This is a genomic window from Clostridium sartagoforme, from assembly GCF_004794105.1.
In the GTDB taxonomy this organism is placed as follows: Bacteria; Bacillota; Clostridia; order Clostridiales; family Clostridiaceae; genus Clostridium; species Clostridium sartagoforme_B.
Genome location: NZ_SRYR01000001.1, coordinates 747,549 through 762,725, shown reverse-complemented (window position 1 = coordinate 762,725; position 15,177 = coordinate 747,549). Strand labels below are relative to the sequence as shown.

Here is a 15,177-nt window from a genome sequence, read left to right as displayed (position 1 = left end):
CTAGTTTTTCTTAATATCTTTTATTTCTAATTTATCTGAAGTACCACATCCGCCAGTACCACATCCTGAACAACTTCCACAACTATGTTCTAAAGTCTTAACTTCTTCACCAGTTTTCTTAGCTTTATTTATATTGTAAGCATTTAATACTACCATAAGCCCTCCTAATGTAAAGAAAGCTCCTGGAGCTAATATCATTATAGAAGCTGGCTTAATAGCTTCAGGGATTACTTGTAATCCTAGTAATTGACCTGCACCTAAAATTTCTCTAAAAGTACCTATTAAAAACAGTGCAATAGTGAAACCTAATCCCATACCTATAGCATCAAATATTGAAGGTAAAATTTCATTTTTTGAAGCATATGCTTCTGCTCTACCTAAAATAATACAGTTAACAACTATTAGTGGAATAAATATACCAAGTGATGAGTAAAGACTTGGAATATATCCTTGCATTAACATATCTACAATAGTAACAAAAGATGCAATAACTACTATGTAAGCAGGTATTCTAATCTTATCAGGAACAAGTTTTCTAATTGCTGAAATCATCATATTAGAAAATATTAATACTACTGTTGAAGCTAGTCCCATACCTAATGCATTTTTAGCACTAGTTGTAACTGCTAGAGTTGGACACATAGCTAAAACTTGAACAAAAATTGGATTTTCTGTTATTATTCCATTTTTTAATCTTTCAATTAATTTATTCATTACTTTCCTCCTAATTAATTACTAATTGGCACTTGCACTTGTGTCAGCATCAGTTTCTTCCTTTTGCTCTACCTCTTCACCTTTTATATTTTCTAAATAAAAAGTGATGGCTTCATTTACTGCTGTAACAGATGCCTTACTTGAAGTTGTTGCTCCTGAAATAGCTTCTACTTCAATATCTTTATTAGGAGTAACTTTTACAACCTCTAAAAGTCCTGTAGCTGGTTTATCCTTAAATCTTGATATAAACTTATCCTCAGAAATTTTTGCTCCAAGACCTGGTGTTTCACTATGAGCTAATACTTTAACACCTGAAACTTTATCATCATTTGAAATTGCAACTACAAAATCTACTGGTCCATGGAAGCCCTTACTAGTAACTTTTAAAACATAACCTACAACATCACTTCCATTAACAGCTTCATATATTTCTTTAATGCTTCCTTCTTCTGCTAATTCAACATCCATATCTTGAATTTTTTCAGCTGTTGGCATTATATAATTTAAATCTTCTTTGCTGATTTTAGAATTCTCTATAATTGCTTCCTTAGTTAAATCATTAGCAAATCCTAATAATAATCCAGCAATCATAGTTATAACAAGAAGGATTCCTCCTAGCTTAAAATTTTCCTTCATAACATTAAGCCTCCTTCTTAACCTTATATTTTTTAGTTGTTAAATAATCTATAAGAGGTGTACATAAATTCATAATTATTATTGCATAATAAGGACCTTCTGGATTAAATCCTTTAACTGCAATTACTGATGCACATATCCCTGCAATAGCTCCAAATATATATTGTCCAAACTTTGTCATTGGAGTAGTTCCATAATCTGTAGTCATAAATATTGCAGCTAAGAAAAATGCTCCAGGTAATAATAAATCTTTATCTAATACACTGTACATAATCATAGATGATACTATAAATGCTATTGGACCTCTTAAACTAATTCTACCTCTTAATGCTAAGTATAATCCACCTATGCATAAAGCTAAAATTGATACTTCACCTATGTTTCCAGTTGCTTGCCCTATAATCTTATCCATTAAAGGTACCACTACTTCTGTTGCACTTGCTGATGTTGTTGCATCACTTGCAGGCTTTGCCATAACCCCTGCCCAAGAGGCAATTAAGAATGCCTTAGTTGCTGCAGCTGGGTTCATAAAGTTTTGAGCAAGTCCACCAAAGAATTGCTTAACTACTATACTAGCAAATACTGATCCTATTATAGGTATCCATAAAGGCACATGAGTAGGCATAACAAGAGCCACTAATATACCTAAAACAATAGGACTTAAATCAGTAATAAATCTTGTCTTCTTAACATATTTATTCCAAATTCCTTCTGCAATTAGAGAAGTTAAAATAGTTGCTACAATTATTTTAACTGCATCTATTTTGTAAAAATAAATCCCCGCAAAAATTGCTGGAATTAAAGCAATAATAAAATCTATCATTATCTTATTAATCTCTAGACCTTTTTTAATATAAGGTGCTGGAGATATTTTAAGATTATTCTTTTCCACAGTCTTCACTCCTATTCAGATTTTCTTAATTTATTTAAAAGTTTTTGCTGTTTTAATTGCTTGAGCAATTTCAATATTAGATGGGCATACATAACTACATAAGCCACAATCTATACACTTGTCGCCACCAAACTTTATAAACTCTTCTTTTTCATTTCTTTTATATAAGTCATAAAGTTTAATTGGATTTAATCCTTCAGGACAAGCTCTTAAGCATTTGCTACAGTTTATACAGCTATAAGCTTCATTTGAAGGTAAATCTTCATTAGATAAGAATAAGATACTTCTTGATTCAGATGTTATTTTATTATCTAAATTATATACTTGTTTTCCGTTAAGAGATCCCCCATCAACAACCTTAGCTATTTTATCTACACTTCCATTAACTGCTTCAATTATTTCTCTATATGTAGCTTCTTTCTTTAATGCTAAAACTTTATTACCTTCTACAGCACTTCCATATACAGTTATAAAACTTTCAGCTATTTTACCTTTAGATACTTGTCCTATTCTTATAACATCCACAATATCAATGATTAGAACATTATCAGTACTTGAGAAAATCTTACTTGCTAATTTGTCACTATTTAACTCTTCTATTCTTTTTACAGTAGTAACATCACTAAACTCTTTAAGAGAAGTAATTAGTTCTTTATCTTCCTTTGATACTACTACTTTTAAGTCACATAGCTCCTTTAGTTTTTCAAAACCAATTTTTAAGTCGTCTTTTCTTTCATTAGCAATAACTTTATACCCATTTAAATTAGGTTGAAAGCTAAATGCTTTAACAATAACTTTTTTTCCTTTAAAATTCTTTAAAGTTTCTTTTGTTTTTTCTTGTAAATCTTTAGTAAAGCTTTCCAAATCAGTATTTTCTTCGTTTAAGACTTCACATAATTTAGCATCTTTTAATATAAACATTTTATTAGAAACATTTACATTATTAAACAGATTACATAACACTATAAACCCTCCTATAATGACTGTCTTAAAGACAGCTTATTATAAATTAACATTTAAAAATTACTAATAATTTCATAGTTAAACTGGTATTTATTTTAAATCTCAATTTAACAACGTTCTAATATTAACATAAAAGTCTCATATGGACAACTTGAAGTAATTGTAATTATAACGGAATTAACAATTTGTTCAAATCTTTTTCACTAATATTATATACTCTTTTCTAACAAATCCATATTAAACTCATACATTATCAACAGTTTAATAAAATAAAGTAAGTTTCATATTAAAACTTACTTCTTATTAAATCATTATATTCATCAAACCTTCTTAATTCATCAATTTCCTTATCCTTTATCATATAATCAAGGAAAAAATTATTTAATTCAATGCTTTTATATAAATCTTTTATGGCCTTATTATAATCTCCTGCATTTATATAAAAACAACATCTATTATAATATAAAAAAGCTTCATCATAATTATTTTCAATTCCTTCAGAAATTATCTCTATTGCTTCACTATATTTTCCAGCTTCTTTATAGATTATAGATAAGTTCAAATAACTAAAAGAATATTCCTTATATTCTTTTATAGATTCTCTATAATAAAACTCTGCTTTTTCATAATTTCCTAAAGCTTTATATATTACTCCCATATTGTATAGTATTTTATAATGCTTAGGATTAGTTTCTAATGCTTTTCCCATATAATATAGCGCTTTATTATAATCTCCAATTTCTTCGTATATACTTCCTAAGTTTGCATTTGCCCATAAATCTTTTGGAACTAAATCTAAAGTAAGCTTATAATTTTTTATAGCCTCTTCTTTATTCCCTAATTCATCATATGCATTAGCTAAATAAAAATATGCCCTATCATAAGTTTTATCAATTTCTGTAGCCACCTTATAATATTTTATTGCTTCTTTATAATTTTCTAGCTCATCATATATTACACCAATTCCATAATATGCTCTTGGATCACTAGAATCAATTTCTATAACTCTTCTATACTTTTCTTCAGCTAATTCTTTAAATCCTAATTTATCATATAATAAAGCCATATCTAAAATCAAATCAATATCTTTTTGCCCTTCATGGAATTTATAGGCCTTTTGATAAAACTTTAAAGCTTTAATATAATCTTTGCTACTTACAAAACTTCTTGCCATATTTAAATAATTTTCATATATATAGTTCTTATTCTCCATATTATCCTCTATGCTTCCTCTATAAAATTTAAAGCTCCTCTTATAATAGTCTTAAAGAAAAACACTTCAATTATAGCTATAAATATTAATACTATAAAGTTACTTAACTCAAAATATATAGAAGCAGATGCTAAGAAAATATATAAACCACCTTCTATTAATACAGTTTCTCCAATCCACCTGGAAAAATTCTTAATATCCTTAACCTTTGAAATGTCAAATTTATTATCTATATAGTAAATGCTCTCCATAACTCCTTCTAAAAATGAAAGTTTCTTTCTTATAGCTACATATCCTCCCATTAAAACCTCTATTATACCCCAGATTAAAATAAAATATTTTAAAACCAATCTAATCTCCTCCCATCAGTACATAGATACTACTATATTGTATAATATAAAGGTGCTGTTGCACAATGAAAAATGAAAAATGAAAAATGAAGGAGCTACCTAATAGATAGCTCCTCTATATATTCTAATATTTAATTACTAATTTATTATCCTTTAATCCTATGGAGCATTTTCCTCCCTTAGATAACTTACCAAATAAAATTTCATCTATAAGTAAGGTCTTAAGTTCAGAGTTTATTACTCTCTTTATTTCTCGTCCACCAAACTCCTTAGATAAACCCTTATTACTAATATAGCTTAAAACTTTATTACTAATTGATATTTCGATATTCTTTTCCTTTAATTTTTCTTTAAACTTACTTATTTCATTCTTAGTAATATCTAAAGCCATTTCCTTAGTAATTTGATTAAACACTATAATCTTATCAAGTCTATTTCTAAACTCTGGTGTAAAACTTCTTTTTACTTCTTCATCCATAGCATTTAAATTTAAACTTTCTCTACCAAATCCTACAAGATTTTTTCCTATATCCCTTGCACCAGCATTAGATGTCATAATGATAATTGTATTTCTAAAGTCAGCTTTTCTACCTTTATTATCTGTTAATGTGGCATAATCCATTACTTGAAGTAATACTCCTAGGATATCTGGATGTGCCTTTTCAATTTCATCTAAAAGTAATACACAGTTAGGCTTCTTTCTAATAGTATCAGTTAAAAGCCCACCTTCTTCATATCCTACATACCCTGGAGGAGATCCTATTAATTTTGCAGCTGCATGCTTTTCTCCATATTCACTCATATCAAATCTTACTAAATCAATTCCAAGAGTTTTTGAAAGAACCTTAGCTATTTCAGTTTTACCTACTCCAGTTGGACCTACAAATAACATTGAAGCTATTGGCTTATTTTCGTCATTTAATCCAGCCCTAGACATTTTTACACACTTTGTAACTTCTTCTACTGCTAAGTTCTGTCCAAAAATATTTTTCTTAAGTTCTTTTTCTAATATCTTTAGAGATTTAACTTCTGAATTTTCTACTACTTGCTTAGGTATATGACAAGTTTTAGATATTATTTCTTCTATTACTGCTTCATCAACTATTCCATTCTTATATTTCTTTCTATTAATATCTAGAAAAGCACCTGCTTCATCTATAATATCTATGGCTTTATCAGGTAAAAATTTATCATTCATATATTTTGAACTTAAATTAACAGCTGCACTTAAAGCTTCTTCCGTATATTTAACATTATGATAAGCTTCAAAGCCTTCCTTAAGTCCTTGTAGTATATCAATACTTTCTTTAATTGAAGTTTCCTTAACTTCTATAACTTGAAACCTTCTAACTAAAGCCTTATCTTTTTCAAAATACTTCTTGTAATCATCATAAGTAGTAGCCCCTATAAATCTAATTTTACCTTCTAGCAAATAACCTTTAATAAGATTTCCACCATCTAAAGAACTACCATTTAGAGCTCCTGCTCCAACTATATTATGAATTTCATCAATATAAATTATTGGATTATCATAAGTTTTTATTTCATCAAGTACTTGCTTTATTCTTTCCTCAAAGTCACCTCTATACTTAGTTCCTGCTAATAATCCACCTACATCTAATGAGAATACCTTAGCATTTTTAAGCTTATCTGGCACTTTACCTTCTCTTATTAATTTTGCAAGGCCCATAGTAATAGCAGTTTTGCCTACTCCCGGCTCTCCAATATGAACCGGGTTATTCTTAGTTCTTCTACATAAAATTTGGATAGTTCTATCAATAATATCCTTCCTACCTATTAAAGGATATTCATCATCTTCAATGGACTCTGTTAGCTCTCTACAATAAGTATTGACTATACTTTTTTCTTTTGAAGACTCTTCTTTATTTACTTTTATAATTTTTATTGCATCCTTTGCAAGATTTTCTTCTTCTGACTTATTATGAGACAGCTCAAATAGTAACTGTTGCTTATCTATTCCTTGCTTCTCTAAATAATAAACTGCATGACTATCCTTTAATGCATATAAAGCAGAAATTATATGCTCTAATGCTACAAAGTTCCTTTCACTAAATGCTGCTTGCTGAGTTGATACTATTAATATATTTTTTATACCATAACTTTCTTCTGGCTCTCCATCTTCCTGTTTATCTATATACTCATCAATATATTTATTTAAATCGCCTTTTAACTCATCTATATCAGCATTTAATCTTAATATTACATTTTTAAAGCTGTTTTCCTCTAAAGCACTTAAAAGCAAATGCTCTGGAGTTACGTATTCACTATTATTTTCCTTAGCAATACTATAAGCCCTAAGTAATACATCTCTTACTATTTTACTTATATCCATGTTAATCCCCCTCTACTGTAAGTTTAAATGGAAATCCCTCTTCTTTTGCCATCATCATAGCTTTATTAGCTTTTGATACTGCTATGTCATAAGGGTAAATACCTGCTACTCCTGTACCCTTCTTATGAACTTCCATCATTATATTATTCGCTTCCTCTATATTTTTATTAAAAATTATATTCAACACTGCAATTACAAATTCCATAGTTGTAAAATCATCATTATGCATTATTACCTTATATTTTTTCGGTTTCTTTATCTTATAGTTTATCTTATCTATTACTCTTGAATTTGTTTCCAAAACTTAGCTCCTCCATAATTAGCTTCTTTATTAAAGGAAAGAATATCTTTTTATATATTATATTATTTATGTTAAAAAAATACTATGGTTAAAATAAGATTATATACAAGTTACAACAAAATTTCTACATTTTATTCAATTAGTCTATATATAAACATTCAGTTATGTAATTACACAATTAACTTATATAAAAATTAGACTATATATACTTCCAATCAATCTAATTTTCTTTCAAGAATATTTTTAACTTAAAATAGCATAAGTACTTAAGATGTAGATTATTTATTGAAACATATATTATATTTTATCTTTTTTAGACACCAATATATTATAATTCATATATTATATAGAGGTGATTATCTTGGAAGATGGAAGATTTAATTCATATAATAATGTAAAATCTAGTGAAGATAGTACTTATTTAACTCTTTATGAAACTAATGAAGTATTAAAACAATTACCTAAAATATTAAGCCAAATGAAAAATATAATTTTAAATAATACACATAATTTAAGTATATTACAAAGTGAAGTTAAATCAATGAAAGATGAGCAAGAAAAATTTAGAAAAGATGTGACAAGAGCACTTAATATAATTTCTAGTAAATTTAGTAACATAGATCAACTTGAAGATGATTTAAAGACTTTAGATCAAGCCTTAGCAAGAAGAATTAGTGATATTGAAGATGAAATTGTATTAACTCAACAAATCACAACTAAGAACTTTAATGAAGTTCTGAAATTTAAAGAGCATTGGAAAATATAATTTTAAGGCTATTGCAATATTAATATTGCAATAGCCTTATTTATTACTTAACACCTGAAATTAAATATAATAATAATAATATGCTAATTATGGCACAGATATTAGTAATAGCTTGTGACTTTCTTTTTTTAACAGCCTCATCTGATTTATCTTCTGTTGAATAACTAAATAGATGTGTAAATTTATATAAAAGTTCCTTCATTTTACCAACTCCTAAACTTTGCGCAAAAAGGATAGTTATAAACTATCCTTCTTACATTTATTTTAATATTATTTATAGGGCTTAATTATTATGCTTCAGCTACTTCTAATTCTAAGTTCTTCTTATCAGCATACATTACGAATGGTAAGTAAATTAATACACCAACTAATATATTAACTAAAGCTACTGCTGCACCTTGCCATTGTCCAGTTGCTAACCATGCAGAGATGATTGGAGGACAAGTCCATGGAACTACTGCTGATGCTGGAGCTACGAATCCAGCTACACTTGCTGCATAAGCAATACATGCAGAAACTAATGGAGCAGCTATGAATGGAATAATGTATATTGGATTTAACACTATTGGTAAACCGAATATTAATGGTTCGTTAATGTTGAAGAATGCAGGACCACCAGCAACATTTCTAATTTGTTTGTTAACTTGTGATTTAGATTTAAACATCATAACAATAACTAATGCTGCAGTTAATCCAGATCCACCAAGGTTAACATATGAATCTAAGAATTGGCTGTTGATAATATTGATTCCCTCAGTGTTACCAGCTGCTATAGCTGCCATATTTTCAGCAGTTAATGCTAAGAATATACCATTAATAACTGGTGCTAAAATATTTGAACCGTGTAATCCAAAGAACCATAATACTTGTTGTAATAATATTATGAATAGTAATACTGGTAATGAGTTAGAGAATACCATTAATGGTTTAGCTATTCCATTATAAACGTGTAAGTAAACATCAGCATATCCAAATGCTTCACATATAGCAAATACTATACCTACTAACACTAAAACAACTGCTGTTGGTAATAATGCTGAGAATGATCTAGCAACTGCTGGAGGTACTCCATCAGGTAAAGTAATGTTTAGCTTACCACTCTTAACTATTTTTGCAAATAATGTACCAGTAATTAAAGTAGTAATAAGAATAGTTACAAGTCCAGCAGAACCTAACCATTTAGCGAAAATACCAGGTTCCCAACCTACTGTACCTAGGTCAAATCCACCCCAAGTAACAGGAGCTTTGTATGCCATCATATTAGTTAATATTAAGCTTGAAGCCATAGTAACTAATCCAGTTGAAAAACCATCAACATCATAAGATTTACCTAATGCATATCCTATAGATATTGCAGCAAATAATCCCATTAAGAACATTGATCCCGCATAAACGTTAAGAGCTATAACATCTAGCCAGTGTAAAGCTCCGCCTTCTCCAAACATTGCTTTAACTGAATCAATTGGGAAGTTATGGATTAATAATCCAAAAGAACCTACTATCATAAGTGGCATTATAGTTGCGAAACCATCACGGATAGCAACTAAGTGTCTTTGAGCACCAATCTTAGATGCTACAGGAACAATATAACGTTCCATCCAGTCCATAAATTTTTGCATGAAAAATTCCCCCTTAAAATTGTGTTTTATATTAACTGATTTCCCCTTAAATATTTGTACTAATAATTTCATTATATAGAGTCCATCAGTGAATAACTTTATTAAATTTAAAACCCTTTACATTAACTTGTCCATTTTCTAATATTTAATGTATTTTGATTTCTTGTCTATATATAAAGCAATTTGCATGCCAACTTTTTCAAATGCCGTTTTTCCCTCTAAACCCTCTATTTTACTAACTCCTAGGACTTTAATCCTTTACACACTCTTTTGTGCCTATCTGTGTAATTGATTTACACAGATTTACAATTCAATTTATTTGTGTAATTATGTTATATAACTGCCAATTCTTGTATTAACCTTCATTTTCCCTTTAGGTGATTAGCAATATTTTCTATATTAATATTATCATATCATGACCGTTGTTTTTAAATCAAATCTCTACCTTACTCATATTTTGTGCTAATATAAAAAACCATCTCTTTTTAAAGCATTTATTACTTAATTTTGTTTATCCTTGTAATTTATTGTTTTATTAAAGTTTTATTATATTATTATTAAGATTATTACTAAAAATATTTAAATAAAAAAGATCTAGCTAATGCCAGACCTCTTTTCACACTAAATCATTTTACTTTTTAAGCTTAAATGAAAACTTACTCCATGGTTTAATATAGTCTAATAAGAATACTTCCTCTTTAACTATTCTTGCAACTACATTAGTTTTACCTGTGTTTTTCATATCTTTTAATGCAACTTGTAATTCTCCTGCATATCTAGTGTATAAATCCGAATCTATTAAAATGTCCCCTCTTTTTATATCTACCACATTATATGGTGGAAAACTTTCACCCTTATATTTAACCCTGCTTTGTGTACTTCTTGCCATATATTCAGATGCATCTCCTCTATTAAAGTGGAATTCATCTAAAACTATAGTCTTATCAAGCTCTCTAATGTCATCAATTAATTCAACATTAAATTCTAACATATCCTTATTAATATTGCTTAAAGCTTCAAGCTCTTCCTCTGATGCAAATGCATTTGCAATAATTACATCATCTATTAACCCCGTTGCAAATAAATGCTTTGCTTGAACATCAATTGGTAAATCCCTATGCATCTCTAATGTGCATAGCCCCTCTGAAACTGGCCATGGACCAAATTTTGCAGATGGTGAATTAACAAAAGCAGCTGTTCTTATTCCAAGCTCTTTAAATTGCTTACTAGCTGATATAAAGTTATCATAACATAATCCAGTATAAATATGAGGATAGAAGTTATGACATCCATATAAATTGTTTAAATTTGCTTTATAGGAAATAATATTATCAACATACTTTGTTCCATTACTAATGTTTAGCTCAATTTTTAACCCATACTCATTAAAAGTCATTACTGACTCTTCATATCCACTAAACCCCATGTCTAGCCTTATACCTGAAAGTCCCATATCTTTAAATACTTTTAAATCAAATATAGATGCTTTTAAATTATTAAAAACAGTTGGATCTATATCTGCTATTACTTCCATATCATTTTCATTTGCTACTTTTAATATGTCTTTAAACTCATTTATTACTAAATCTAAATCTTTATCCCCTGCAGATATTAAACAAGTAAAAATTCTTTTAAATCCATATTTAGCAGCAAGCTTAATATAATCCTTAATTTCTTCAATCGTTGAATTATTAGGATATATAGAAATACCTAATTTATGCATTTTTACCTTCCACCTTATTTAATCTTTCATGAAGAGCTATTATTTCTTCAGCCAAGTCCTTAACAACTATAGAAGTCATTAAGTGATCTTGAGCATGAACTAATAATAAAGATACTTCAGTTTTATTGCCTGCGGCCTCACCTTGTATTAATTTAGTTTGAGTTGCATGAGCACTTCCTAAGGTTTCTTTTGATTTTTCTATTAGTTTCTTAGCATCTTCAATTTTTCCTTCTTTTGCTATTTCCATAGCTTCCATCGCGTAACTTCTAGCTTCGCCACTAAAAACTATTAAATTCATAATTATTTCTTCCATTGTTACACTCCCTTTATGATCAATGCTACTAATTGTTTACTATTTCATTAAATCTAATGCTTGTTTTAATACTTTTGCTCCATTCATTGTTCCATAATCAACAGTGTTAATTACCGCAACTGGAATGCCCTTTGGATCAAATTTAGTTTTCATTTTATTTAATAGGAATCTTACTTGTGGTCCTAATAATAATACATCTATTTCATTTTCATGTTTTGTTAATTCTGCTTCACCTACAGCATTTATTGTACATTCAACACCTTGATCTTTTGCTGCTGCTTGCATTTTAGTAACTAATAGAGATGTTGACATCCCAGCTGAACAAACTAATAATATTCTTTTCATATTAAAAACCTCCTTAATTTATGTAACTAATTACACTATTATATATAGCAATTTTAATGCCAATTTAAATTTAATATTATTTTTAATAAAATTCTATACAAAGCGCAGTATTACTGCCTTTTAGTTTAATATATTAAAAAAATCAGTGTGTAATGATAAATTACACACTTATTCTTTTATTTTATTTTAATTTTTCAAATTACACAGATACCTTATTATTTATAACCATTTTAACTATATGAGCAAGCTCATTTTCACCTATGTTTATATTATATCTCTCTTCTAATAACTTTAAACATTGTTTTATTAGAATAAACTCCTTATTATTAGCATTTCTAAATTCATTTAGCATTACAAATGGTGTTTCCTTCCCACCCTTGGAAAGCTTATCTATTAAGAAACAAGTATGAATTAAAATTCCTACTTTAACTTCATGAATTAATCTTATACTTAAATGTTCTTCAATTTTTTCTAATGTTCTCCTTATATCTGAAACAAGCTTATAGGAATCAATATTTTCTATTTGTTTTTCCATACTTTCAACTATTTTGAAATATTCATCTTCTTCAATTATTAATTTTTCTAAGGCTTCTATCCCATATCCTGATAAAATATCAGCAGCAGATATAAATGGAATATTAGGATAATAAGTATTCATCACCCCTACTATAGCTAATATATTATACTTTTTACTTAAGGAGTCTAAATTACTATAAAAATCATCCTTATCAATAATATTTAAAGCATAAATTTTAATATTTGAATTGCTATTCATATTATTTTCAATAATTTCCTTAAGCCTTTGAGCTGAACCATCTCCTGTAAAACAAGATGTTACTATTATATTTTCTTTTCTATCAATTTTTGATGCCAACCCTTGAATACCATATCTTTTTATTTCAAAACAAGCTTCATATATTTCATTTAAGCTTCTTCCATTAATAGCTTTTCTACCTGCTTCAATTACTAAAAGTGTTGTAACCATATCTAGGGTTTTAACTTTAATATCCAGCTCTTCTTTAATCATATCAGCAAAATTAGTTAATGAGCCCATATCTACTAATATAAATACACCTTTATTATTGTCTATCTCTTTAACCTTTTCTTTTGCTATTCTATACATATCTTCTGCCTTCATACTTAAAGGCATATCTAAGGCTCTTACATATTCTTCACCAATAAGTGAGTTAGCCACTTCAACCATAGAAGATGCTGTACTATGCCCATGCATAATTACTAAAACAGCTACTCTATCATCATTTTCCCTATCTTTTTCATAAGGATTTGTAGCTAAGAACATAGTTATATACCCTATTTCATCTAAAGGTATCTCTATTCCGAATTTTTTATCAATCATAGTTGCAATTTCCATAGAAACTATAAATTCTTTAGCATACTCACCTCTAATAAAATTAAGTTTCGGATGAAATATTTTAATTCCTTTTCTTATTCTTTCTATACTCCCTTGAATATGAAGAGCAAGTCCATAATATACTCTAATATCAAATTGCCTATTAAGCTTCTCTGAAGCATATAATAGTATTTCTTCAACTAAATCTATGATTTCACTATTTACAGCCTTTGATAATTCTTCCTTTTTGAACTTATCTGGCAAATCCCTAATATATTTTCTAAAATACTTTTCTAAATCTATATTTAAAATTTCATCTATTTCTTTTTCTTCAATTCCCTCTTTTTTTAGCTCTTCTATTTTCTTTTCTATTCTATCATAGAACATGGTACCTTCTTTTATTTCTTCAAGCTTGCTTTCATCTTCTATAATACTTATCTTGTCATCATAACAAAACTTTAGAACATCCCCCATATTACTTAAAATTTCATCTATTTCATCTCTATAATCTTGGAGCTTCATAAGTCCTAATTTTACTCTTTGATGCAAATCTTCTTGTTCTACAAGTATATAATCCTTGCTTTTAGCTTTAAACTTTAAAAATGCCCTAGCACAAGATAATTGTATATCACTCTTTAACTGTCCTATATTATTGGGACAATCATATAGTAAAAAAGATATTAAAGCACTTTTGTTAAAGTATATACTTTTAGATACCCTATGAGATTCATTTTCTATAAATTCTCTAAGTAAGTAATACCTTTCCTTTATAGTCTTTTCTTTTAAAGATGGTAAAGTAATTGCCATAGGAATTCTTCTAGTAAAAGTCTTTAAGAGAAAAGATTGTGGATCTTCTGTTGTAGCACAAATTATTTGAACCTCAACATGTACTAAATTTTCAGTATCTCCTAGAACCCTAAAAAAACCTTTATCTATATAGGTAAATAACATTTCTTGACCTTGAGGAGATAATCTATGAATTTCATCTAAAAATAGTATTCCTCCATTAGCCTTTTTTAATAGTCCATCTTTATCTGAATCTGCACCAGTATATGCACCCTTTTTAACTCCAAATATTTGAGCCATTACCAATTGAGGGTTATCAGCATAATCAGCACAGTTAAATCTTATAAATGGTCCATTTTCCTCTATTACTTCAGATTCCTTTGCAAAGTTATACATAGCTTCTGCAAACATAGATTTACCTACACCCGTTTCTCCAAGAATTAATGTATGAAGCCCTCTCGGTGGATATAAAATTGCTGCCTTTGCTTGTTGAATTGCTACTTCTAAACTCTGCTTTGCTCCAACTAATGTATCCAAGGTATTCTTCTTTAAATCAACTTTAATACTTTTAGTTTTATCTTTACTAGAAACTTTAATTATACAACTATACTTAACTGGATGTCCTTCACTCTTACTAACAGCCCCTTCCTTATAAAGCTGATTTAAATATCTGCTTACATTAGCCCTATCTAAGTTCATAAAAGCACTTACATCACTGGCTGTCACACCATTACTACTCTTAGTATCTAACTTTTTTAATGCATCTAAAACCTCACTAATTTTACTCATATTTTACCCCCGATTCTAATGTAAACTTCTACATCTATATTCTAACATAGAATTGTATTAATT

Annotated in this window: 15 protein-coding genes; 1 reads left to right on the top strand and 14 read right to left on the bottom strand. The window is 28.4% G+C overall.

Annotated elements, in window-relative coordinates; translation table 11 throughout:
• The 8 genes from rsxE to E5347_RS03345 all read right to left on the bottom strand — a co-directional run bounded on the left by rsxE (position 1) and on the right by E5347_RS03345 (position 7,422).
• A complete protein-coding gene (gene rsxE / locus E5347_RS03380) occupies positions 1-714 on the bottom strand; it encodes an electron transport complex subunit RsxE (RefSeq protein WP_136004650.1) in 714 nt (237 codons plus the stop codon).
• A 21-nt stretch (positions 715-735) separates the two neighbouring features.
• Complete coding sequence (locus E5347_RS03375) at positions 736-1,350, bottom strand: RnfABCDGE type electron transport complex subunit G (RefSeq protein ID WP_136004648.1); 615 nt, start codon at positions 1,348-1,350, stop codon at positions 736-738.
• A gap of 4 nt (positions 1,351-1,354) precedes the next feature.
• The gene (locus tag E5347_RS03370; protein ID WP_136004646.1) at positions 1,355-2,242 is read right to left on the bottom strand and encodes an RnfABCDGE type electron transport complex subunit D; all 888 of its coding nucleotides are present in this window, start codon (positions 2,240-2,242) and stop codon (positions 1,355-1,357) included.
• A 30-nt stretch (positions 2,243-2,272) separates the two neighbouring features.
• Positions 2,273-3,205: a 4Fe-4S dicluster domain-containing protein gene (locus E5347_RS03365; protein ID WP_136004644.1), complete on the bottom strand. Its 933-nt coding sequence runs from the start codon at positions 3,203-3,205 to the stop codon at positions 2,273-2,275.
• 286 nt (positions 3,206-3,491) lie between these two features.
• On the bottom strand, positions 3,492-4,418 hold the full coding sequence (locus E5347_RS03360; protein ID WP_136004641.1) for a tetratricopeptide repeat protein: 927 nt from the start codon (positions 4,416-4,418) through the stop codon (positions 3,492-3,494).
• Between the two features lie 8 nt (positions 4,419-4,426).
• A complete protein-coding gene (locus E5347_RS03355; protein WP_136004639.1) occupies positions 4,427-4,768 on the bottom strand; it encodes a hypothetical protein in 342 nt (113 codons plus the stop codon).
• A gap of 124 nt (positions 4,769-4,892) precedes the next feature.
• On the bottom strand, positions 4,893-7,121 hold the full coding sequence (locus tag E5347_RS03350; protein WP_136004637.1) for an AAA family ATPase: 2,229 nt from the start codon (positions 7,119-7,121) through the stop codon (positions 4,893-4,895).
• Position 7,122: 1 nt separating this feature from the next.
• A complete protein-coding gene (locus E5347_RS03345) occupies positions 7,123-7,422 on the bottom strand; it encodes an ATP-dependent Clp protease adaptor ClpS (RefSeq protein ID WP_136004634.1) in 300 nt (99 codons plus the stop codon).
• Between the two features lie 352 nt (positions 7,423-7,774).
• Between E5347_RS03345 and E5347_RS03340 the strand changes: the two genes are divergently transcribed.
• A complete protein-coding gene (locus E5347_RS03340; RefSeq protein ID WP_425350410.1) occupies positions 7,775-8,188 on the top strand; it encodes a hypothetical protein in 414 nt (137 codons plus the stop codon).
• Between the two features lie 43 nt (positions 8,189-8,231).
• Here E5347_RS03340 and E5347_RS16780 read toward each other — a convergent pair whose 3' ends face one another.
• The 6 genes from E5347_RS16780 to E5347_RS03315 all read right to left on the bottom strand — a co-directional run bounded on the left by E5347_RS16780 (position 8,232) and on the right by E5347_RS03315 (position 15,114).
• Positions 8,232-8,390 (bottom strand): hypothetical protein, encoded by a 159-nt coding sequence (locus E5347_RS16780; RefSeq protein ID WP_168354891.1) that lies wholly within the window; start codon positions 8,388-8,390, stop codon positions 8,232-8,234.
• Between the two features lie 88 nt (positions 8,391-8,478).
• Complete coding sequence (locus E5347_RS03335) at positions 8,479-9,807, bottom strand: PTS sugar transporter subunit IIC (protein ID WP_136004632.1); 1,329 nt, start codon at positions 9,805-9,807, stop codon at positions 8,479-8,481.
• A 631-nt stretch (positions 9,808-10,438) separates the two neighbouring features.
• Positions 10,439-11,530: a DUF871 domain-containing protein gene (locus tag E5347_RS03330; RefSeq protein ID WP_136004630.1), complete on the bottom strand. Its 1,092-nt coding sequence runs from the start codon at positions 11,528-11,530 to the stop codon at positions 10,439-10,441.
• Entirely contained in the window at positions 11,523-11,843 is a 321-nt protein-coding gene (locus E5347_RS03325; RefSeq protein ID WP_136004628.1) for a PTS lactose/cellobiose transporter subunit IIA, read from the bottom strand. The genes E5347_RS03330 and E5347_RS03325 overlap by 8 nt, the downstream gene beginning before the upstream one ends.
• Positions 11,844-11,882: 39 nt before the next feature.
• Entirely contained in the window at positions 11,883-12,188 is a 306-nt protein-coding gene (locus tag E5347_RS03320) for a PTS sugar transporter subunit IIB (protein ID WP_136004626.1), read from the bottom strand.
• A 199-nt stretch (positions 12,189-12,387) separates the two neighbouring features.
• Complete coding sequence (locus E5347_RS03315; protein ID WP_136004624.1) at positions 12,388-15,114, bottom strand: sigma 54-interacting transcriptional regulator; 2,727 nt, start codon at positions 15,112-15,114, stop codon at positions 12,388-12,390.
• Between the last annotated feature and the right edge of the window lie 63 nt (positions 15,115-15,177).

What these genes read in the sequence shown, in the direction of transcription:
- E5347_RS03325 (WP_136004628.1), bottom strand. Translation starts at nt 11,843, where the DNA reads ATGGAAGAAATAATTATGAATTTAATAGTTTTTAGTGGCGAAGCTAGA.
- E5347_RS03320 (WP_136004626.1), bottom strand. Translation starts at nt 12,188, where the DNA reads ATGAAAAGAATATTATTAGTTTGTTCAGCTGGGATGTCAACATCTCTA.
- E5347_RS03350 (WP_136004637.1), bottom strand. Translation starts at nt 7,121, where the DNA reads ATGGATATAAGTAAAATAGTAAGAGATGTATTACTTAGGGCTTATAGT.
- E5347_RS03315 (WP_136004624.1), bottom strand. Translation starts at nt 15,114, where the DNA reads ATGAGTAAAATTAGTGAGGTTTTAGATGCATTAAAAAAGTTAGATACT.
- E5347_RS03335 (WP_136004632.1), bottom strand. Translation starts at nt 9,807, where the DNA reads ATGCAAAAATTTATGGACTGGATGGAACGTTATATTGTTCCTGTAGCA.
- E5347_RS03330 (WP_136004630.1), bottom strand. Translation starts at nt 11,530, where the DNA reads ATGCATAAATTAGGTATTTCTATATATCCTAATAATTCAACGATTGAA.
- E5347_RS03375 (WP_136004648.1), bottom strand. Translation starts at nt 1,350, where the DNA reads ATGAAGGAAAATTTTAAGCTAGGAGGAATCCTTCTTGTTATAACTATG.
- rsxE (WP_136004650.1), bottom strand. Translation starts at nt 714, where the DNA reads ATGAATAAATTAATTGAAAGATTAAAAAATGGAATAATAACAGAAAAT.
- E5347_RS16780 (WP_168354891.1), bottom strand. Translation starts at nt 8,390, where the DNA reads ATGAAGGAACTTTTATATAAATTTACACATCTATTTAGTTATTCAACA.
- E5347_RS03360 (WP_136004641.1), bottom strand. Translation starts at nt 4,418, where the DNA reads ATGGAGAATAAGAACTATATATATGAAAATTATTTAAATATGGCAAGA.